The sequence below is a fragment of the Flavobacterium sp. LS1R10 genome (genome assembly GCF_003968825.1).
In the GTDB taxonomy this organism is placed as follows: domain Bacteria; phylum Bacteroidota; class Bacteroidia; order Flavobacteriales; family Flavobacteriaceae; genus Flavobacterium.
Map to the genome: position 1 here is coordinate 161,002 of NZ_RYDH01000002.1, position 21,829 is coordinate 182,830.

Annotated in this window: 21 protein-coding genes and 1 pseudogene; 17 read left to right on the forward strand and 5 right to left on the reverse strand. The window is 32.7% G+C overall.

The window, feature by feature from the left end:
* The first annotated feature begins 10 nt into the window (after positions 1-10).
* From efp to EKL96_RS05885, 5 genes are all read left to right on the forward strand, one after another.
* On the forward strand, positions 11-577 hold the full coding sequence (gene efp, locus EKL96_RS05865; RefSeq protein ID WP_126459482.1) for an elongation factor P: 567 nt from the start codon (positions 11-13) through the stop codon (positions 575-577).
* A gap of 87 nt (positions 578-664) precedes the next feature.
* Complete coding sequence (locus EKL96_RS05870) at positions 665-1,594, forward strand: UDP-3-O-(3-hydroxymyristoyl)glucosamine N-acyltransferase (protein WP_126459485.1); 930 nt, start codon at positions 665-667, stop codon at positions 1,592-1,594.
* Between the two features lies 1 nt (position 1,595).
* Entirely contained in the window at positions 1,596-1,958 is a 363-nt protein-coding gene (locus EKL96_RS05875; RefSeq protein WP_126451552.1) for a nuclear transport factor 2 family protein, read from the forward strand.
* A gap of 94 nt (positions 1,959-2,052) precedes the next feature.
* Entirely contained in the window at positions 2,053-2,925 is an 873-nt protein-coding gene (gene sucD, locus EKL96_RS05880) for a succinate--CoA ligase subunit alpha (protein WP_126451553.1), read from the forward strand.
* A gap of 214 nt (positions 2,926-3,139) precedes the next feature.
* Positions 3,140-3,562, forward strand: coding sequence for a hypothetical protein (locus EKL96_RS05885; protein ID WP_126459488.1), 423 nt, complete (start codon positions 3,140-3,142; stop codon positions 3,560-3,562).
* 49 nt (positions 3,563-3,611) lie between these two features.
* Here the strand turns inward: EKL96_RS05885 and EKL96_RS05890 are convergent, their stop codons facing one another.
* On the reverse strand, positions 3,612-4,802 hold the full coding sequence (locus tag EKL96_RS05890) for a cytochrome-c peroxidase (protein WP_126459491.1): 1,191 nt from the start codon (positions 4,800-4,802) through the stop codon (positions 3,612-3,614).
* Between the two features lie 394 nt (positions 4,803-5,196).
* On the opposite strand from EKL96_RS05890, the gene fabG reads away from it, so the two are divergent.
* From fabG to EKL96_RS05910, 4 genes are all read left to right on the forward strand, one after another.
* On the forward strand, positions 5,197-5,943 hold the full coding sequence (gene fabG, locus EKL96_RS05895; protein ID WP_126459494.1) for a 3-oxoacyl-[acyl-carrier-protein] reductase: 747 nt from the start codon (positions 5,197-5,199) through the stop codon (positions 5,941-5,943).
* Between the two features lie 100 nt (positions 5,944-6,043).
* Entirely contained in the window at positions 6,044-8,071 is a 2,028-nt protein-coding gene (locus EKL96_RS05900) for a hypothetical protein (RefSeq protein ID WP_126459498.1), read from the forward strand.
* A gap of 19 nt (positions 8,072-8,090) precedes the next feature.
* Positions 8,091-8,987, forward strand: coding sequence for a LysR family transcriptional regulator (locus tag EKL96_RS05905; protein ID WP_126459503.1), 897 nt, complete (start codon positions 8,091-8,093; stop codon positions 8,985-8,987).
* A gap of 75 nt (positions 8,988-9,062) precedes the next feature.
* A complete protein-coding gene (locus tag EKL96_RS05910; protein WP_233579270.1) occupies positions 9,063-10,040 on the forward strand; it encodes a YeiH family protein in 978 nt (325 codons plus the stop codon).
* On the opposite strand, the gene EKL96_RS05915 is transcribed toward EKL96_RS05910, so the two are convergent.
* On the reverse strand, positions 10,024-10,773 hold the full coding sequence (locus EKL96_RS05915) for a YoaK family protein (protein ID WP_126459506.1): 750 nt from the start codon (positions 10,771-10,773) through the stop codon (positions 10,024-10,026). The two genes, EKL96_RS05910 and EKL96_RS05915, sit on opposite strands and share 17 nt — an antisense overlap.
* Positions 10,774-10,871: 98 nt before the next feature.
* Between EKL96_RS05915 and EKL96_RS05920 the strand changes: the two genes are divergently transcribed.
* Positions 10,872-11,870 carry a zinc dependent phospholipase C family protein gene (locus EKL96_RS05920; protein WP_126459509.1) on the forward strand — a complete coding sequence of 333 codons (999 nt, stop codon included), beginning with the start codon at positions 10,872-10,874 and terminating at the stop codon, positions 11,868-11,870.
* A 252-nt stretch (positions 11,871-12,122) separates the two neighbouring features.
* On the opposite strand, the pseudogene EKL96_RS05925 reads toward EKL96_RS05920, so the two are convergent.
* Positions 12,123-12,551: pseudogene (locus tag EKL96_RS05925) on the reverse strand (LTA synthase family protein); the annotation flags it as partial.
* Between the two features lie 796 nt (positions 12,552-13,347).
* Between EKL96_RS05925 and kdsB the strand changes: the two are divergent.
* Positions 13,348-14,085 (forward strand): 3-deoxy-manno-octulosonate cytidylyltransferase, encoded by a 738-nt coding sequence (gene kdsB, locus EKL96_RS05930; RefSeq protein ID WP_126459516.1) that lies wholly within the window; start codon positions 13,348-13,350, stop codon positions 14,083-14,085.
* Between the two features lie 13 nt (positions 14,086-14,098).
* Here kdsB and EKL96_RS05935 read toward each other — a convergent pair whose 3' ends face one another.
* Positions 14,099-14,764 (reverse strand): spermidine synthase, encoded by a 666-nt coding sequence (locus EKL96_RS05935; RefSeq protein ID WP_126459519.1) that lies wholly within the window; start codon positions 14,762-14,764, stop codon positions 14,099-14,101.
* A 62-nt stretch (positions 14,765-14,826) separates the two neighbouring features.
* Between EKL96_RS05935 and EKL96_RS05940 the strand changes: the two genes are divergently transcribed.
* Both EKL96_RS05940 and EKL96_RS05945 read left to right on the forward strand, forming a co-directional pair.
* Positions 14,827-15,381, forward strand: a complete 555-nt coding sequence (locus EKL96_RS05940) for a 1-acyl-sn-glycerol-3-phosphate acyltransferase (protein ID WP_126459522.1) — start codon at positions 14,827-14,829, stop codon at positions 15,379-15,381.
* A gap of 174 nt (positions 15,382-15,555) precedes the next feature.
* Positions 15,556-15,942, forward strand: a complete 387-nt coding sequence (locus tag EKL96_RS05945; protein WP_126459525.1) for a hypothetical protein — start codon at positions 15,556-15,558, stop codon at positions 15,940-15,942.
* 69 nt (positions 15,943-16,011) lie between these two features.
* Here EKL96_RS05945 and EKL96_RS05950 read toward each other — a convergent pair whose 3' ends face one another.
* Positions 16,012-16,488: a helix-turn-helix domain-containing protein gene (locus EKL96_RS05950; protein WP_126459528.1), complete on the reverse strand. Its 477-nt coding sequence runs from the start codon at positions 16,486-16,488 to the stop codon at positions 16,012-16,014.
* A gap of 310 nt (positions 16,489-16,798) precedes the next feature.
* Between EKL96_RS05950 and EKL96_RS05955 the strand changes: the two genes are divergently transcribed.
* The 4 genes from EKL96_RS05955 to EKL96_RS05970 all read left to right on the forward strand — a co-directional run bounded on the left by EKL96_RS05955 (position 16,799) and on the right by EKL96_RS05970 (position 21,721).
* Positions 16,799-17,953 (forward strand): M14 metallopeptidase family protein, encoded by a 1,155-nt coding sequence (locus tag EKL96_RS05955; protein WP_126459532.1) that lies wholly within the window; start codon positions 16,799-16,801, stop codon positions 17,951-17,953.
* A gap of 76 nt (positions 17,954-18,029) precedes the next feature.
* Positions 18,030-18,509, forward strand: coding sequence for an Lrp/AsnC family transcriptional regulator (locus tag EKL96_RS05960; protein ID WP_072943262.1), 480 nt, complete (start codon positions 18,030-18,032; stop codon positions 18,507-18,509).
* A 100-nt stretch (positions 18,510-18,609) separates the two neighbouring features.
* Complete coding sequence (locus EKL96_RS05965; protein WP_126459535.1) at positions 18,610-21,195, forward strand: phosphoenolpyruvate carboxylase; 2,586 nt, start codon at positions 18,610-18,612, stop codon at positions 21,193-21,195.
* A gap of 10 nt (positions 21,196-21,205) precedes the next feature.
* Positions 21,206-21,721 carry a DinB family protein gene (locus EKL96_RS05970; protein WP_126459538.1) on the forward strand — a complete coding sequence of 172 codons (516 nt, stop codon included), beginning with the start codon at positions 21,206-21,208 and terminating at the stop codon, positions 21,719-21,721.
* Positions 21,722-21,829: the final 108 nt, after the last annotated feature.

Here is a 21,829-nt window from a genome sequence, read left to right on the forward strand (position 1 = left end):
AAAAATAAAAATGGCATCTACATCAGACATTAAAAACGGATTGTGTATTAAATACAACAACGATATCTACAAAATAATTGAATTTCTTCATGTAAAACCAGGAAAAGGACCAGCTTTCGTTAGAACTAAATTAAGAAGTTTAACAAACGGAAAAGTATTGGATAACACTTTTTCTGCGGGTCATAAAATTGAGGAAGTTCGAGTTGAAAATCATAAATTTCAATATTTGTATCCGGAAGGTGATGAATTCCATTTTATGAATACAGAAACCTTTGAGCAAATTTCCTTGAATAAAAATATTTTGGATTCCCCAGGATTATTAAAAGAAGGCGAAAATGTAATGGTAAGTATCAATACAGAGACTGATTTACCTCTTTCTGTAGATATGCCGGCATCTGTAATTCTTGAAGTGACTTATGCGGAACCAGGTATCAAAGGAAATACTGCTACAAATGCAACAAAATCAGCAACTGTTGAAACAGGAGCCACTGTAAATGTACCTTTGTTTATCAATGAAGGAGATAAAATTAAAATAGATACTGCATCAGGTTCTTATATGGAACGTGTAAAGGAGTAGTTTTTATAGGTTTTCAGTATCAGTAGATAATTCGAGTTGTAAAGAATTAAAACTGGTACTGAAAACTGAGACTAAAGAAATGAAAAAATGAAATTCCAAAAAGTATATACTTTAGAAGAAATTGCAACTATCATCGACTGTGAATATGTTGGTGATGCTAATTTTCCTGTTTTGGGAATGAATGAAATTCATGTTGTCGAATCTGGTGATATTGTTTTTGTAGATCATCCTAAGTATTATGATAAAGCGTTAAACTCAGCGGCAACTATAGTTTTAATCAATAAAAATGTAGCTTGTCCTGATGGAAAAGCATTACTTATTTCTAATGATCCGTTTAGGGATTTCAACACATTAACAAAACACTTTAAACCTTTTCAGTATTCAAATGTTTCAATAGCTGCTTCAGCTTCAATAGGTGAAGGAACTGTAATACAGCCCAATACATTTATTGGAAATCATGTTGTCATTGGAGAAAATTGTGTGATACATTCTAATGTTTCTATTTATGATTATACCGTAATTGGTGATAATGTAATCATTCACGCAGGAACAATTTTGGGTGCCGATGCTTTTTACTATAAAAAACGTCCCGAAGGATACGATCAATTACTTTCCGGCGGAAGAGTGGTCATCAAAGACAATGTGGGAATTGGAGCGCTTTGTACAATTGACAAAGGTGTTACTGGCGATACTATTATTGGTGAAGGCACAAAAATTGACAATCAGGTGCATGTAGGTCATGACACCGTGATTGGGAAAAAATGTTTAATTGCTTCACAAACCGGAATTGCCGGATGCGTTATTATAGAAGATGAAGTTACAATATGGGGACAAGTAGGAACTACCAGCGGAATCACAATAGGAGCAAAGGCTGTTATTCTAGGACAAACCGGAGTTACAAAATCAGTAGAAGGAGGTAAATCCTATTTTGGAACGCCAATTGAGGAATCAAGAGAAAAATTGAAGCAACTGGCCAATATTAAAAAGATACCAGAAATTCTTACTAAACTAAAATAATATGTCTGCAAAAGAAATCGTTCAACAATTTTATAAATCAGATGCTTTAATCGACAGCGAAGTCATCAAAGATTATTTGCACCCGGAAGTAATAGTAGAATGGAATAGCAGCAAAGGATTCATTCAGTTGGATTATAATTCTTTATTAAATTTATCTAATGATTTAAGCAAAGCGTATGTTCGTTCTAAAGTTCGAATAAGCCATATTATTGGTGAAAATAATTTAATTTCCGTGCGCTATTCTCATTTTGTCAAAACAATTGAAAATCCTAGAGAAGAGATGTTATTAGCACATTTTATAGCTATTTGGGAAATAAAAGACAATAAATTATACAGAGGGTATCAAATGAGTCAATTATCCTAATTTAGTGTCAAAAAACTGAACACTGAACACTGATTACTGCTTACTATTTTATACTTTTGCATAACAATTTTAAAAACTACATAAAAAATATATCATGAGTGTTTTAGTTAATAAAGATTCCAAAATAATTGTTCAAGGTTTTACAGGAAGTGAAGGAACTTTCCATGCTTCTCAAATGATTGAGTACGGTACTAACGTTGTTGGTGGCGTAACTCCAGGAAAAGGAGGAACAACTCACTTAGACAGACCCGTTTTCAATACTGTAAAAGATGCTGTAGAACAAGCAGGAGCTGATACAACTATCATTTTTGTTCCACCGGCTTTTGCTGCTGATGCAATAATGGAAGCTGCAGATGCAGGTATAAAAGTAATTATTGCAATTACTGAAGGAATACCTGTGGCTGACATGATAAAAGCAAATAGTTACGTAAAAGAAAGAAATGCTCGTCTAATAGGACCTAACTGCCCAGGAATAATTACTCCGGGTGAAGCTAAAGTTGGTATTATGCCAGGTTTCGTTTTCAAAAAAGGAACTGTTGGTATTGTTTCTAAATCGGGAACATTAACCTATGAGGCAGCGGATCAAGTAGTTAAGCAAGGATTAGGAATCACTACCGCTATTGGTATTGGTGGAGACCCAATCATTGGAACTACAACAAAAGAAGCTGTTGAATTATTAATGAACGATCCAGAAACAGAATGTATTGTAATGATAGGTGAAATTGGCGGACAATTAGAAGCGGATGCAGCTCACTGGATCAAAGCAGATGGTAACCGTAAACCAGTTGTAGGATTCATTGCAGGAGTTACCGCTCCAGTAGGACGCACAATGGGACATGCAGGTGCAATCGTAGGTGGATCTGACGATACTGCTGAAGCAAAAAAGCAAATCATGCGAGAATGTGGTATTCACGTAGTAGATTCTCCAGCGGAAATTGGTAAAAAAGTAAAAGAAGTTTTAGGTTAATCTAAACTCTAATTAAATATTTTAAAAGCCTCACATTTTGTGGGGCTTTTTTATTATAAATTCAATTAAAGAAATATCTTTGCACTTTATTAAATAAATCTGTTTTTCAGATGTAATCCTAATAAAAGTAAACATAAACGAATGGTTTCTAATGGACTTCACGATTTTGTGGGGTATTTTTTTGCTAAAGCCAATTCAAATTAAAATAAAAAAAATGTATAAAGAGTTAAAAAAATTCAAAGTTACCAATCAGTTTTCATTCACTACAGAAGATAGTTTAGCCGAAGTTTGTAATGCTTCAGAAGGATCTGGAATATTTTTAGTATATGCCGTAGCAGAAGAGAAAGAGTTGATTATGGTGGGTTCTACCGGAACTGTCCAAAATAACGGAACTTTGAAAATTAAAAACGGTGGTCTAAAAGAAAAAATTGTTGAAGGACACCAATTTGCTAAAACAGGAAGAAAATATTCTTGGCCAGCGCAAATGAAAATTGAAGAGATCAGCACGCTAGAAGTGGTTTGGTATGAGACATTCAACGATAAAACTAAAGTGATTCCAACATTCGTAGAAGGACAAGTTTTACAAAACTTTCTAGACGAAAATGGAAGATTACCAAAATGGAATGTAGCTTTTTAATACAATCCGTTTTTTTAAATAATTTAAAAGCTCCTATTTGGGGCTTTTTTTATTTAAATGGTGTCGACCATTTTGTATCTACATATACATTAGTTCCTGATAATGTTTGAATAAAAGCGACAAGAGCATTAACTTCGGGAGCAGTAAGATTTAATTTTTGCCCAAAACCATTTGGCGCTAATCTTGGATCCAAATTTGTATTTCCGGGAGCTAAATTGATACTTCCATAATGCCCAATAACATTTTGTAGTGTTGTTAAATTTCCCGTATGCATAAATAAACCATTAGAACTTCCGTTTGGTTTTACCAGATCTCTCAATGAAGGTGCTCTTGTGTTTGTGATGTCAATTCCCGGGGCGTTTAAAACACCTATAATACCATTGTTTTTTGTATTGGGATCAATGTCAAATTCAGGTGCGGCATGGCAAACTGCACATCCTACTCCTCCAGAAGTTCTGTTTCCGGTTGCGTCAAAAACCGGAGGCGCCAGGAACAAATTTTTACCTTGATTTTCTTGTGTCGTAAAGTTGGTGAAGGGTTGGCCGTCGTTTGCAACTAATACCCTTCCAGCATCATATTTAGAATCAAAGGATTGGATGCTTCTAATAAATTGCGCCAAAGCCAGCTGAATCTTGCTTTCAGTAATGATTTCAGAGCCATACGTATATTTAAACAATTCTTTGTAATACCCAATGTTTTGCAATTTTGAAATTAGTACTATCAAGTTTGCATCACCTAAGGTTCCACTAAAACCCATTTCAATGTGATTTTGAATAGGTTGTGTCGTTTGTAACTCTAATGTGGTTGCTCGTTCGTCCCAAAAAAACTTGTTTTCTCTTGAAAATCTAGAATTCACCAATCTCATAGAATGTCTGGTGGTCTTTCCGTTTATTCCGTCGCTGGCAATAGCCACATCTCCAAAAGCATTTGCTTGAATGTGGCAGGAAGAACAGGAAATTGTGTTATTTGAGGATAAGTTTTTATCATAAAATAAAACCCGACCTAATGTAGCTCCTTTGTCAGTTACTGGATTTCCTGCAGTGTTATCTTTAGTTATGTAAGAAGGGATAATTTGGTTAGCATAATTACTCAAATTATTTAAATCAATTTTACCAGGAAAAGTAGCAGTCACATTGGGATAGGAATCGGCAATCACAGTTGTTTCATTGCTTTCATTTTTGCTACAAGCTGTAAAAACGAGTAATCCTACAAAAAATAATAAGGAAGAGATCTTGTTCATATCAATTGGTTAAGTTAAAAAATGAGGTCGTTGATTCTATTTGGGTTTCTTGTATTTTAGATTGTTTTTTTACTTTTTTTTATAATTAGAGTCAATTTCAAATCTAGTAATTTTATTATGATTACATCTAAACATTTTGAAGCTTTAATCATGTCAAACAGTTTTACTAAGTTTTAGGACAATTTTTTTTATAAAAGGTTTAATTGAAGATGTATTTTTTTTTCAACCCACAATTATTGCTATATTTGGCAAGTGTAAATTAGCCCTGATAGAAGTGGAAATCCTTTTTCTTGTCAGTTCGATTTCGTTTGAAAAGCGAGGAGGAGAACAAGAGAAAAAGATTGAAACGGATAGCAGGAATAGCTTCAAATAAATATTAAATTAATTTTAGAACATGAAATTACTAGAAGGAAAGGTTGTTATAATTACTGGCGCAAGCCGTGGAATTGGTAAAGGAATTGCAGAAGTTTTTGCTAAAAATGGGGCAAATGTTGCTTTTACGTATAGTTCATCTGTTGAATCAGCTTTGGCTCTTGAAAATGAATTGAACGCTTTAGGGATTAAAGCCAAAGGATATCAATCAAATGCAGCTGATTTTAATGAAGCACAAACTCTTGTAGATGCGGTTTTAGCTGAATTCGGAACAGTCGATATTCTGATAAACAATGCCGGAATTACTAAAGACAACCTATTAATGCGTATGTCTGAAGGCGATTTTGATCAAGTAATTGATGTTAACTTGAAGTCGGTTTTTAATATGACTAAAGCCATTCAACGTACTTTCTTGAAACAACGTTCAGGTTCAATTATCAATATGAGTTCAGTAGTAGGAGTGAAAGGAAATGCAGGACAAACGAATTATGCGGCTTCTAAAGCGGGAGTTATTGGTTTTTCTAAATCTGTAGCATTGGAATTAGGATCTCGTAACATTCGTTGTAATGTAATTGCTCCGGGATTTATAGAAACGGAAATGACCGCTAAGTTAAATGAAGATGTTGTAAAAGGATGGAGAGATGGAATTCCTTTGAAACGTGGCGGAACTACTGAAGATGTTGCTAATGCGTGTCTTTTCTTTGCTTCGGATATGAGTGCGTATGTAACGGGACAGGTTATGAATGTTTGCGGAGGAATGCTTACCTAAAATTTAATTATAAGATTGTAAAAATCAAAGATTTAAAGATTTTTGAACTACGTAATTAATTTTTAATCATTAAATTCTTCAATCTTTTAATAAAGAATAAATGACAACAAACACGCTACTATTATTACTGCTTTCGTTACTAATAGCTGGTGGTTTGTCATTTTTTCAATATATTTACAAAGCCAAAAACAAATCGAAAGTCGGTTGGTTTTTGGCTTTTTTGCGTTTTTTATCCATTTTTGGAATTTTAATGTTGTTGATTAATCCAATACTAACCAAAAATACCTTCGAAACGGTAAAAACACCCTTACCGATTGTTGTTGATAATTCCAGTTCTATTTCTTTTTTGAATGCCAATGAAAAAGCATTAGAATTGTATAAAAGAATACAATTAAACTCAGATTTGAAAGATAAATTCGATGTGCAAACGTATCAGTTTTCAGATGATTTTGAACCTACGGAAATTTTTGATTTTAAGGGAACTCAAACCAATATCGATGTTGTTGCCAAAAATCTAAAAAGCATTTATAAAAACACAGTATATCCAACAGTTTTAATCACAGATGGAAACCAAACTTCAGGGAATGATTACGTCTATAGTTTTGACCCCTTAAATAAAGTTTATCCGGTAATATTAGGCGACACAACAAAATTATTTGACTTAAAAATCAATCAACTGAACGTTAATAAATATGCTTTTCATAAGAATAAATTTCCTGTAGAAGTTTTTTTGCAGTATTCAGGAACCAAAAGTGTAACAGCTGATTTTGTTATTTCACAAGGGAATTCGGTATTCAGTACACAATCCATTACCTTATCACCATCCAAGAAGACAGCAACTGTACCCGTACTTTTGCCGGCTGATAAAATAGGATTACAGGTTTTTAAAGTTACAATTTCATCAAAAGAAAAAGAAAAAAATACATATAACAACACCAAGAATTTTGCAGTTGAAGTTATTGATCAAAAAACAAATATTGCCATAATTTCAGCTATAAATCATCCCGATTTAGGGGCTATGAAAAGAGCTATTGAATCGAATGTACAGCGTAAAGTAATAATTATTAAACCAAATGAAATCAAAACATTACAATATTATAATGTTTTGATTTTATACCAACCAACGACTGAATTTAAAACTATTTTTGAAAGTAATAAAGTTGCCGGAATTAATACATTTATTATTACTGGAAACAACACCGATTTCAATTTTTTGAATCAGCAACAGGAGAATTTGAGCTTTAAAATGAGTGGACAAAAAGAAGAGTATTTGTCGGTTTTTAATAAACAGTTTAATTTGTTTGCTGCGGACAATATTGGGTTTGAAGATTTACCGCCTTTGCAAAACGCTTTTGGAACCGTAACTACAAAAGGAGTTGTGTCAGTTTTGCTTTCATCTAAAATCAGAACAATAGATACGAATGCGCCTTTACTGGTTTTTGCAGAAAATCAAGGCAGGCGAGCCACTTATCTTTTGGGTGAAAATAGTTGGAAATGGCGCTTGCAAACACATGTAAATAATCAATCTTTTGAAAAATATGACGTTTTCATGGATAAGATTATTCAATTTCTGGCTTCTAATAATTCTAAAAAATCATTGGTTGTTGAACATGAAAGTTTTTATAATTCCGGTGAAGCCATTGAAATAACGGCACAGTATTTCAATAAAAATTATGAGTTTGATGAAAAAGCCCGTTTGACTATAACGGTAAAAAATACCGAAACCAAGCAAACGAAAAATTACGATTTATTAAAAGGGAATAATTCCTATAAAGTCAATCTTGACGGATTGAAAGCCGGTTCTCATACTTTTACGGTAAAAGAATTAAATTCTAAAACGACGTATTCCAGTAGTTTTGAAATTCTTGATTTTGATATTGAAAAACAATTTGTTAATCCCGACGTGGAGAAATTGACGCAATTAGCTGGGCAAACACAAGGAAAAGCGTATTTTTCAGATCAAGTAGACGTATTGATTAAAACGCTTTTAGAAAATGAGGAATACAAGACGATACAAAAGAGTAGTGTTACCAAAACTCCTTTGATAAATTGGATGTGGTTATTGGTTTTAATTTCAATTTTACTGACAACCGAATGGTTTGTTCGAAAACACAACGGATTACTTTAATAAAATACAATTAAACAACATGGATTTTAGACTGAAAGTATTTTATACTGTTGCCAATCGTTTGAGTTTTACAAAAGCGGCAACCGAATTGTTTATTACGCAACCTGCTATTTCCAAACACATTCAGGAATTAGAAGAGGACTATAAAATCAAACTGTTTGACAGAAATGGTTCTAAAATAGCATTGACAATTGCTGGTGAGGTATTATTGAAACACACCAAAAACATTTTTGAAGTATACCGCGAAATTAATTTTGACATGAGTACACTGATTAATCAACGTTCCGGATTGTTGCAATTAGGAGCCAGTACTACAATTTCTCAGTATATAATTCCGCCACTTTTAGCTCGTTTCCATCAAAAATTGCAAGATGTAAAAGTAAGTTTACTCAACGGAAACACGGAACAAATAGAAAACGCTTTATTAAGAAAAGAAATTGAAATAGGAATTGTTGAAGGGCAATCCAAAAATAAATCTATTAAATATACCGAGTTTTTGAAAGACGAATTGGTTTTGGTCTGTAAGAGTTCCAATCCGTTAGTAAGTCGTGATGAAGTGACTCAGGATGATCTTAAAAAGATGCGTTTTTTAATGCGAGAACAAGGTTCAGGAACACTTGAAGTTATTGAACATGCGTTGAAACCATTTAAAATTAAAGTATCCGAACTACAAATTGAAATGCAATTGGGAAGTACAGAAAGTATAAAATCCTATTTAATGCACTCGGATTGTGTGGCATTTATATCGATTCATGCCATAAAAAAAGAACTTCAAAACAATGAATTGGCTATATTAGATATTGAAGACCTGATTATAGAACGATACTTTTATATTATTACGCTTCAAGGAAAAACAGATTCATTATCCGATTTGTTTATTCAGAATATTTCCAATCATTATAATTTAAAGTTATAGCAGATTATAATTTGCGATTGGCATAAATAGTTTTATCGTTCCACCTTTGTACTGTACTAATTCAACAACTTTACATTGGAAACGAATCAAAAAGCAATTCAGAAGGAATCTTTTATTTTTTTTAAAGTAAATGCCACATTGCAGCAACTCATTTTCGTTGCATTGCTTTTGTTTTGCACCACAATTTTTATTTCTCCACCAATTGCTTTGGTACTAGGATTGATTGTTGCCAACCTTTTTGGACATCCTTTTTTAGAATTGAATCATAAAGCCACTAATTATCTGTTGCAGTTTTCGGTAGTTGGTTTAGGATTTGGAATGAATGTTCACAGTGCTGTTTCATCCGGAAAAGAAGGTTTTTTGTTTACAATTATTTCTATTGTAAGCACTTTAGTTTTAGGAACTTTCCTTGGAAAATGGTTTAAAACGGATACAAAAACATCACATTTAATTTCTTGTGGCACTGCAATTTGCGGAGGAAGTGCAATCGCTGCTATTGCTCCCGTAATCCAATCGAATGAAAAACAAACCTCAGTTGCTTTGGGAGTGATATTTATTCTGAATTCGGTAGCGCTATTTTTATTTCCTGCAGTAGGTCATTGGCTGGATTTATCGCAAAAAGAGTTTGGATTATGGTGCGCTATTGCTATTCATGATACGAGTTCTGTAGTAGGAGCAGCGAGTAAATTTGGTCCTGAAGCCATGCAAATAGCCACAACAGTAAAATTAGCCCGTGCGTTGTGGATTATTCCTGTAGCATTGATTACCGCATTTATTTTCAAAAATAAATCTGGAAAAATAAAAATTCCTTATTTTATAGGATTGTTTATTTTGGCAATGATTGCCAATACCTATCTGCCAGAAATGAAGAGTGCAGGACCACATTTAGTTTCACTTGCCAAAATAGGCCTGACGGTAACTTTGTTTTTAATTGGTGCCGGATTAAATAGGAATGTAGTGAAATCAGTGGGATTAAAACCGCTTGTGCAGGGAGTTTTGCTTTGGACATTCATTGCAGTTGCAACTTTAATTTCAATTATTTATTTAAAATAGTTTTATGACGGAAGGTTTTTCGTTTGATCACATGAAATTGTAATCTGATATAATCATACAAAAGTGCAAACAATAAAAAGGTTGCGGCAACAAAAAGTGTTTTCATGCCTAGTAAATTATACAAAAAACCACCTAGAATACAGCCCATGAAAAAGAATATAATAATAGACAATCTCAAATAAATACTGATCTTTAATTTTTTATTTTCTTCTGGTTTTTTATAAAAAAATAATTGTGACAGTTCGATTCCCAAATCAGTAAAAAGCCCCGTTAAATGGGTTGTTCTAACCGTAGACTGAGAGATTTTTGTAACCAAAGAGTTTTGTATTCCCATGGCAAAAAGCATCGAAAAAGCAATCCATTTTCCTTCAATGCTGGATAATTCAGACGCTAGTCCAAAAATACCAATGCCAATCAAAACAATCATTTCCAGTGAAATAGGAATGACATGAGATAAATCAGGATGTTTTTTAGAAATTAATTCTGCTAAAAAATTAGAGGTAAAAGCGCCCAACAAGAAGAAAATAGTAAATACAAAAAAGGTAATAGCAGCTATATAATTCTGTTTCATTATTTCTTCGGCAAAATAGGCAAAATGTCCCGTAACATTTGTGGTCAACGTGTGTACGGATAAAACTCCAGTAACATTTACAATTCCGGCAACAAAAGATAGTAAAGTGGCTAAACGTAGGTTATGAATAAAAGTTCTGTTTTTTCCTTGATGTCGAAACATAGTTGTAGTTTTCTTGTTTTAATTAACAGAATCTTAAACTCAATTTTTTCTAATAACGATTTAAAGAAATACATTTGTACTTCAAAAAAATAAATTTAATGAAAAATTTTAAAATTAGACCTACACTTATCACTTTATCTGCTCTTGGAGTTGCACTTTTTCTTTTGTCATGGGGCGTTATTGGTCATGAACGAATCAATAGAGCGGCGGTAATGGCACTTCCAAAACCATTGCAGACCTTTTTTTACAATCATATCGATTTCATTACCCAAGAATCTACTGTTCCGGATTTGAGAAGAAATATTTTGAATGATAAAGCAGAGCCGCCCCGTCATTATTTTGACATGGAGAATTTTGGAGCTATGGAAACGTTTCCTAAAACTATGGAAGAAGCGAAGCTGAAATACGATGAGAAATTTTTGACTAAAAACGGAATTTTACCTTGGTATATTCAGGATATGATGGTCAAATTGACTAAAGCGTTCAAGGACAAAAGAAAAAATGAAATTTTATTTATTGCGGGGGATTTAGGCCATTATATTGCCGATGCACACATGCCGTTGCATACATCAGACAATCACGATGGACAAAACACGAATCAAAAAGGAATTCATTCCTTATGGGAAAGCCGTTTGCCGGAATTGTTTGCCAAAGGGTATAAATTAAATGTACCTGAAGGAATATATTTAGACAATGTGGAGAAAGCTACTTGGGATATCGTTTTTGACACGCACAGTTTAGTGGAACCTTTGTTGGCTGCCGATAAAAAATTAAGAACTGCAACTGCTGAAAACAAAATGTACGTAACGGATACCGATGGAAATGTTGTCAAGAACAAATACGGAGGAATGTTATATTCCGACGAATATGCTGCTAAATTGCACACGGAGTTGAACGGAATGGTTGAACAACAAATGAAAAAAGCCATTACAGCCACTGCAAGTTTTTGGTACACGGCTTGGGTTAATGCCGGAAAACCAGATTTAAGTACTCTTGATACTGCCGAACTTACAAAGCGCAATAGCAAAACTTTAAAAAAGGATTTGAAAACTTTTGAAAAAGGAACTCTTTTTGGTTTAACAAACGAAAAAGAATAACGATATATTTCCAATTAAATAACGGGTAAAACTTCAATTTTACCCGTTTTTTTATGCTAATAAATTTTTTGATATTTTTTTTTCTTTAACATATCCGAGACTGTTTGATGATACGAAATCATTTCATTTACTAAATCCGTTCTTTCTTTTGTGAGCGGTATTTGATCATAAAATATTTAAAAATCAGTAGCTGCTTTTTGATTGGGTTTCAAAGTCAATTGAAATTGTTTGACGGTTTGTTTGAGAGAAATAATAGTCAATACATTTTACCCCGCCATCAAGAGATTTTGCATCTCCGGGAATATCAATTTTTCCATTTGGATACGTGAATGGTCTGTGATTGCTCACGGTCATAATGTGATTAAAAAACGGCTTATTTGCCGCTGCTTCTTTGTTTATTTCCGAGAGTGCTTTGTTGTACATATCTTCATCGCAAACGTCCCAAATATTAGCAAAAGTGATTTCGTTGGGTTCAAATGTTTTTTTGTCTACAATTTCATATCCATTTCCTGAAAAGAAATCGCCCATATTGTCAAAAAAGGAATCGCCGCCATACATGAATTTTACAGTATAGCCTTTTTGTTTAAAGAGCATTCCGGTAGGGAATTTATTTTTATTGTCTTTCCTTTTTATAACACTTTCGCCGGGAGTAGGAGGAAAACATAAAGTAATGGCTTCAAGTTCACTTTTCATAAATGCCATATAAAATTTATATAATAGGCTGGTTTTTTAATTAATTGACAAACATATTTTAAGAATTTTATTTAACGGATAAAGCAGGAATTGCCAATAACGATAATGTGAAGAGAAGCAGGTAAATTCCTGGAATTTTGATTTTTTGTACAAAAGCGGGAATGCTTTCAATATAGTTTTTTGATTTCTTTACTTTTAAAATAAGTGACCAATCCTGTACAAATAAATAGTGCAGAAAATAAGGGAATAACAGGATAGGATTGCATAATATTACCTATCACTTCATTAGTATACACCAGATAATTTACTGCGATAAAATTGTATTTGACCCCAAATTCATTCCGAAAAAGGTATTCACTGATTCTATTTTGTAAAATTAAACCACATATAGAAAGATGACAAAGGAAAATAACCAGAACCTGATTTGTTTCGGTATTTTGTATTGGAGATGAAAATATGATAGAGCCACAAAAAGTCACTGACCAAAACAAAAACAAAAATCAGATAAAAATCCAAATATAAATAAGTGTAGCGTATCAATCCAAGTAAAGGAGGCTTGTGTGATGGGATAAAAAAAAAGAATAACTCTTAAAATAAAACTCATACTAATGTAAAACACTACAATTAAGCACTGAGAATGTAGTGCCGTTTTTCTAATTCATAAAAACAGACTAACTTAGTAGCCTGCTAGCAAGAGTGGATTAGGATAATGAAGTAATTTTATACTTTAAAGAGTCTAGCTGTAACGGCTATAAAACTCTTAAACGCAAATAAAAAAATAAAAATGAAAATAATAGCAGTCATTCCCGCACGATACGCTTCGACACGATTTCCTGCCAAACTAATGCAGGATTTAGGCGATAAAACGGTAATTTTAAGAACGTATGAAGCAGCTGTAAACACTAAATTATTTGATGCTGTTTTTGTAGTAACTGATTCCGATTTAATTTATGACGAAATACGTACTCACGGAGGAAACGTTATTCGAAGCATCAAAGAACACGAATCCGGAAGTGATCGAATTGCAGAAGCAATAGAAAATCTGGATGTTGATATTGTAGTCAATGTACAAGGAGATGAGCCTTTTATTGATGCGGCACCTTTAGCTAAAGTGATTGAAGTTTTTAGAAATGATTTGGATAAAAAAGTAGATTTAGCGTCGTTGATGCGCGAAATCACGAATGAAGCAGAGATTAATAATCCCAATAATGTAAAAGTTGTGGTGGATCAAAACGGATTTGCCTTGTACTTCTCCCGATCGGTTATTCCGTATCCAAGAGCGAAAAATGTAGGCGTACGGTACCTGCAACATATTGGTGTTTATGCGTTTAGAAAACAAGCATTATTGGATTTTTATAGTTTGCCCATGCAATCATTAGAAGCATCTGAAAAACTAGAGCAATTGCGTTATCTTGAATTTGGGAAACGCATTAAAATGATCGAAACTACTCACATTGGTATTGGTATTGATACCCCAGAAGATCTAGAAAAAGCTAGGGAAATGTTAAAAATTCAGAGCTGAAAAACCGTTTTGATTAGGCAATTTTCTCGATGACAATAAGTTCGTTATGAACTTCAACTCTTGGAATAGTTCTAATTTTAAATTGATTTTTGTAAAACTCGGTTACATATTTTTTATTTCTTTGATTTTGATTTTCATCTAATAACATCGTATTAAAAAGAATAAAACCATGACTTTTTAAAAGCGAGCAAACCCTATTGGTAAAAAAAGGTTCAAATAAAAAATTAGGCATTGTAGTGTCCTGAAAAATATCAATGATAATCAAATCGTATTTAGTAGGGGTTTTTAACACAAATGCAAAAGCATCCTCAATTACAATTGTAAGATTTTTTGTTTTATCCAAGTCAAAATAGGCATTGGCTATTGTAATTATTTCAGGATCAATTTCAACACCGGTAATTTTTCCTTTGTATTTTATTTCTTCTACCAATGTTTTGATGACACTTCCACCAGCAACACCTAAAACTAAAATATGCTCCATGGGCACAATTTTTTTGTATCCAATGTTTTTTAAGCCTAACCTCAGAATCCGTTGCAAACTGCCATAGGAATAATTTGTGTTTTGCGAATCCATGACCAGTTCCCCATTTGCCCAAGTCACCTCAATCGATTTGCTCAAAACCGATTTAGTTTGATAAATAGTTAAAGGAATTACGTAGCTGAATATTTTTTTTAGCATTAATGATAGATTTACCCAAAAATAAGATATTAATTATTTATTTTGTACGAAAGAAAGCAAGAATGAAGAAACAATTATACAAATGGATATTTTCCAGACTAATGGGTTGGAAAGTAGTGGGTAGTATTGATCCAAATATCACGAAATGTGTCATGATGATAATGCCACATACCAGCGCTCATGATTTTTATTTAGGGGTTTTTATCCGAGCAATAACCGGTTTACAAATGAATTGGGTAGGCAAACAGGAATTATTCCGTTTTCCTTTGGGATTTTATTTTAGATACATGGGTGGAGAACCGCTTGATAGGACAGGAGGGTTGAATAAAGTGGATTCTATTGCAGCTATTTTTCAAAGAAAAAAGGTTTTTCGTCTGGCAGTAGCACCGGAAGGAACCCGTAAAAAGATTAGCAAACTTAAAACAGGATTTTATTACATTGCTTTAAAAGCAAAGGTTCCTGTAATTCCTATTGCATTTGATTTTGGAAAAAAAGAAATTAATTTAGGAAATCCTATTTTTCCTTCGGGAGATATTGAGGCCGATATAACCGTTTTGAAAAAACATTTTATAGGAGTCAAGGGTAAAATTCCAGAACAGGGATACTCATTTGAATAACTCTTAAAAAAACTTAAAAAATGTTAAAACCATATAATTGATTTCTCGTAAGTGTATTAAAACTCTAAAATATACAACATGAAACATTTGGTTATTAGTACCGCATTTTTAGTTTTATTTTTCGCTTGATACAATAATAATGATTCTGATACTAGCCCGGCAGAATTAAATTTGATGACATCCAGTAATACCTCCGGGAAAATTACGCTTACCAATTTATTAACTACAACACCAATAGTCAAATTATTTGCCAGTGCTGCTTCAGCCACTGATGGTGGATTAATTATAATTAAAAATTTCTCAACTGTTTTCGCTTCAACTGCTGCTGCGGGAACAATTGCAGTAACGAATCAAGTACGGATTTATGGTTCTAATTCACTTTTAGGCAATCCTGTGGCTGTGGCTTATGACAGTGTTACAAAAAACATATATGTTGCTGAAAGATTAAATGCAGGAGGACAAGTACTAACGTATAGTTTTCCTGTTGGTTCGGGTGATTTTGCTCCCGTAAATGCGAGAGCGGAAGCGGGTGTAACGTCAATTTTTGTCTTAAGAAAATAGATTTTTGTTTTCAAAAATGCTTTTTTAATCGATAACCCCAATTCTAAAATCAGAATTGGGGTTATTTATTTAATTTGGAACATAACTCTTGAAAGAGCCATTTTTATAAAAGATAACAATGGTGTCAATTTCAGAAGCAACCGCTTCACCAGGACTATTTATTGGATCACTTTTTTTAGTTTCCAATGCAGGAATCAAAACAGTATTTTTTAGTTCAGAAAATAAATTTTCAGAGATTATTTGATCACTGGCCAGAGCAGGGATATTTTGTTCAGAGACCTGATTAATAATTCTTTCTCTAGTGTTAAACTCTTCCGCATTTTTTGGAAAGGTTCCTTTTCCATTCAGAATCCAATACAAATCAACATCAGGAAAAACATCTAAAATTTTAAGTATAAAATCCAAGCTTGGTTTGTTTCTCCCAGAAAGCAGGTGAGACAGGCTGGAGCGTTGCACACCAATTTTATCTGCAAAAGAAGAGGCATTCAAATTGTAGTAGTCCAGTATAATCTCTAATCTTTTTATAAAATCTTCTATGTTTACCATTGTAAATTAATGTAAAAATTAACTAGTTACAAATGTAATCAAAAGAAGCTTACGTATCAAAATTAAAGGTATAAATAGTATTTTAAAAGTCTAATAAACTAAAGTTATACTTTTAATAAATACACATAATTAATTGATAAACAAAATTCTAATTATTATAAAATAAATTTATAACAATTGTTAACATTTGCCGGATTTTCTACCTGGTTTAACTGGCGAAAAGTGTTTACAGTATTGAAATATTCTTTGTTTTGAATGTTTACAAATGTAAATGCAAAGATGTTTACTTTTGTAAATCAAATAAAATGGTATGAATTTAGAAGAATTATTCGATCAGTTTAAGGAAGAATCCGTTCGTGGACGGTACGTCACTTTAACATCAATCGAGCCTTTGTTGCAAAAATTAAACACGAACAATCAACTTCAAATTTTAGGAAAATCAGTTCTTGGAAAATCTATTTATTCGTATGAAATTGGAAAAGGAAAAACGAGAATTTTTCTGTGGTCCCAAATGCACGGAAATGAAAGTACAACTACAAAAGCGCTATTCGATTTTTTTAATGTACTGCATAGTGGTTCTGCATTAGCACACCAATTATTAGACTTCTTTACTTTTTACACCATTCCGATGTTGAATCCTGACGGTGCAACATTATACACAAGAGAAAACGCCAATAAAGTTGATTTAAATCGCGATTCGCAAGCGCTGACACAACCAGAAAGCAAGCTGTTAAGGGCAGCTTTTGATTCCTTTGAGCCTGATTATTGTTTTAACTTGCATGATCAGCGTACTATTTTTGGTGTAGATGATACCGGGAAACCTGCAACAGTATCTTTTTTAGCACCTTCCTATAATGAAAATCGAGATATAAATGAATCTAGGTTGAAAGCGATCAACTTGATTGCCGGAATAAATGAGGATTTACAGCGTTATCTTCCCAATCAGATTGGGCGTTTTGATGATTCGTTTAATATAAATTGCATTGGAGACACGTTTCAGTTTTTAGGAGTGCCCACTTTATTGTTTGAAGCGGGTCATTTTGAGAATGATTATCAAAGGGAAGAAACACGAAAATACGTTTTTATGAGTTTAATTTCAAGTTTTAGGATACTCTCCGAAAACGTTATAGTTGATAATGGAATTGACAAATATTTGAGTATTTCTCAGAATAAAGTCGTTTTTTATGATTTTATGTATAAAAACATCAAAATAAATTATGATGGTATCGAAATTATCACCAATTTTGCAGCACAATACAAAGAAGAGCTAATTGAAAATCAGGTCTGTTTTAATGCCTATGTTTCACAAATAGGCGATTTAGAGGATTATTTTGGTCATTTCGAATATGATGCTAAAGGAGCTTTATACAAAGATGATCATAACGATATTCCTAAATTGAATCAAAAAGCTGATTTTTATTTAGATAATAACGTGAAATTTGTTAACGGAATGATAAAAATATAATATTTACGTCTTTTTGTTGTTTTTATGTATATTTTTATACTTTGTTATAGTAATTAATAATATTAATTAAAGAATTATGAGTAAGTTTCGTTTAGATGAAGTAGATCACCAGATTTTAGATATGTTGATAGACAACACAAGAGTTCCATTTACGGATATTGCAAAAAAATTATTGATTTCAGCAGGAACTGTGCATGTTAGAGTAAAAAAAATGGAAGATGCCGGTATTATCATGGGATCCTCATTAGTGCTTGATTATGATAAATTAGGCTATTCTTTTATTGCTTATGTTGGTGTTTTTCTAAATAATACGTCTCAAACGAAGTTTGTTTTGGAGCGTATCAACGAAATTCCTTTTGTAACAGTAGCTTCAGTCACCACTGGAAAATTTAATATTTTTTGTAAAATTAGAGCAAAAGATACCAAGCATGCTAAAGATGTGATCTTTATGATTGATGATATTGATGGTGTTTATAGAACCGAAACAATGATTTCCCTTGAGGAAAGTATAAATGATAAGAAGCGTTTGATGCATACTATTTTCAAAAATATGTAATTACTCTTGAATGCACTATATTATAAATATAACCTCAAGTTAGTTCTTGAGGTTTTTTTATGAAAAATTAACTAAACCAACAACCAACTACAACAAAATTATGTACACACTACCCAAACTTGAACGTTTTAATCAAGATGTCCTCTCTAAATATCACATTTATAATAGTGTTTTTATAACATTGCCATTTCACTCCATAGATAATACGGGTGCTTTACTTCCTTTGTTTGCAGATATTTGTGATACAGGATTTAAAAAGCAAGAAACTCCAAAAGAAATTTTTGATTTTTTTGCCAAAAGGTATTTACATGATCCTTCAGAAACAGAAAAAATCGATATTATGTTTCGTTTTATTCAATATATCGAACGCCAAATTGTTTTGTTTGATGCTATTGAAGATGCTGCTTTTCCAGTTGTTAATAATATGGAAGGACGAGGATCTTTAAGAGATATCAAAGAAAAATCAGATGCAAAAGACAAGGAAGAGGAATTGATTGATTTTCTGGAAGATTTCAATGTAAGGACAGTTTTGACGGCGCATCCTACGCAATTTTATCCGGGAGCAGTTCTTGGGATAATTACTGATTTGACCGAAGCGATTCGAAAAAATAACTTGCTTGAAATTAAACAGTTACTGGCTCAATTAGGAAAAACGCCTTTTATTCAAAACGAAAAACCAAATCCTTTTGACGAAGCAGTAAGTTTGATCTGGTATCTTGAAAATGTTTTTTATCAAACTTCAGGCGAGATCGTGCAGTATTTGCAAAAAAACATTTTTAACGGCAACTCCATAAAGAATCCTTTGATTAAACTTGGATTTTGGCCAGGCGGTGACCGTGATGGAAATCCATTTGTGACTACTGAAATAACGCTGAAAGTAGCGGAACGTTTGCGAACCTCCATTTTAAAGTGTTATTATATCGAAATTAGGAATTTAAAAAGAAAACTAACCTTCTCTGGTGTAGATACTTTAGTGACTGAATTAGAACAAAAACTTTATAGGTCTGTATTTTATTCTACAGGAGAAATTTTCATTACTTTGGATGAATTCAAATCACAATTAAATAAAATTAAACAAATAATTATCGATCAGCATCAATCGTTATATTTGGATGAATTGGACGCGCTATTAATAAAAGTAAATTTATTTGGATTTCATTTTGCGTCATTAGACATACGTCAGAACAGTAAAATTCATGATGCTGTGTTCAAAGATATAGTGGATTTTTATTTAAAAACAAATCCCTCTGTTTTTCCGAAAAATTATTTTGAATTAACAGAAAAAGAAAAGTTTACGATTTTATCAAATGTAAGTGGGAATCTTGATGCTACTGTGTTTTCAAATGAAATGTCGCGTTTGACAATCGAATCCATTCAAACGATAAAAACAATTCAGGAAAAAAACGGAGAATTTGGCGCTAACCGTTACATTATCAGTAATAATGAAAGTGCACTTAATGTGATGGAGACCTTTGCGTTATTTCGTTTGAGCAATTGGGAAAATCCTCCCGTTGATATTATTCCGCTTTTTGAATCGGTTAATGATTTGCAAAATGCACATGCTATCATGGAAAAATTATATACTAATCCTGGTTATGCAAAACATTTAACGAACAGAGATAATAAGCAAACCATCATGCTTGGTTTTTCTGACGGTACAAAAGACGGAGGATATTTGATGGCGAATTGGAGTATTTACAAGGCCAAAGAAGAACTTACTGCAATTTCCAGAAAATATGGTGTAAAAGTAATTTTCTTTGATGGTCGAGGCGGTCCACCAGCGCGCGGCGGAGGGAAAACACATAAGTTCTATGCTTCATTGGGGCCTAATATTGAAAATAACGAAATTCAGGTTACTGTACAAGGTCAAACGATTAGTTCTAATTTCGGAACTTTGGATTCCTGTCGCTACAATTTAGAAAATTTATTGAGTGCCGGAGTAACCAATCAGGTTTTCAGCAAAGGTCAAAATGAATTGACTTTGGACGAAAAAAACATAATGGATCAATTAGCTGGTTTAGGATATGAGAAATATTTAAGCTTTAAAAATCATCCAAAATTTATTCCTTATTTAGAGCAGATGAGTACGTTGAAGTATTATGCTAAAACAAACATAGGAAGTCGTCCTTCTAAAAGAAGTAAATCAGAACATTTAGATTTTGCTGATTTACGAGCGATTCCTTTTGTAGGTTCTTGGAGCCAATTGAAGCAAAATGTACCCGGGTTTTTTGGTGTAGGTACAGCTTTAAAACATTTTGAAGATACAAATCAGTGGGATAAAGTTCAGGATTTATACGATAATTCGTTGTTTGTTAAAACCTTATTAGAAAACAGTATGATGTCATTGGCCAAATCATTTTTCCCATTGACTGCTTACATGAGAAAAGATCCTGAATTTGGAACATTTTGGCAAATTATTTATGATGAATTTTTAGAAACAAAAAGATTACTTTTGAAAATTGCAGGTCATAAAGAGCTTATGGAAAATTATCCAGATGGTAAAGCATCAATTCAAATAAGAGAACGTATAGTACTGCCACTATTAACAATACAACAATATGCTTTATTGCGTATCAATGAATTAAATAAAGAAAATACCCCTGACGAAGCTTTGATACAAGTATACGAAAAAATTGTAACCCGTTCCCTTTTTGGAAATACTAATGCCAGTAGAAACTCCGCTTAAACGATAAAATATGAAGTCAACTCAATTACCCGAAAACGAATATGCCTCTTTTTATACTCCGTATATAAATGCTTTGGGAGACGTAAATTTGATGGAAGAATTAGAAATTTCATTACATGATTTTATCCATTTTATTCAAAACATTCCAATGGATAAATTTGATTATAGATATGCGCAAGGGAAGTGGAATATCAAGGAAATTATTCAGCATGTAATTGATACGGAGCGCATATTTGCCTATCGTGCGTTGCGAATTTCAAGAAATGACCAAACAGCTTTGCCTGGTTTTGATGAAAATGATTATGTAAATAATACTGAAGCTGCCAATAGAAGTATTCAAGATTTACTAACTGAATTCTCAGCGGTGCGACATTCGAATTTATTTCTTTTCAAAAGTTTATCTGAAGAGCAATTAAAGAGAATTGGAACTGCCTCAAATACTGCTGTTTCAGTTCGAGCCATAGGTTTTATTATGATTGGACATCAAAAACACCATCAAAAAGTTTTTGAAGAAAGGTACTTATAAATTATTGAAAACAAGTCGACCAAATTTTCAACTTGTTTTCAAAAGACATAGTATTTACAGGATTTGTGGAAGGCATCATATAATATGTGATGCCTTTTATTTGACCAA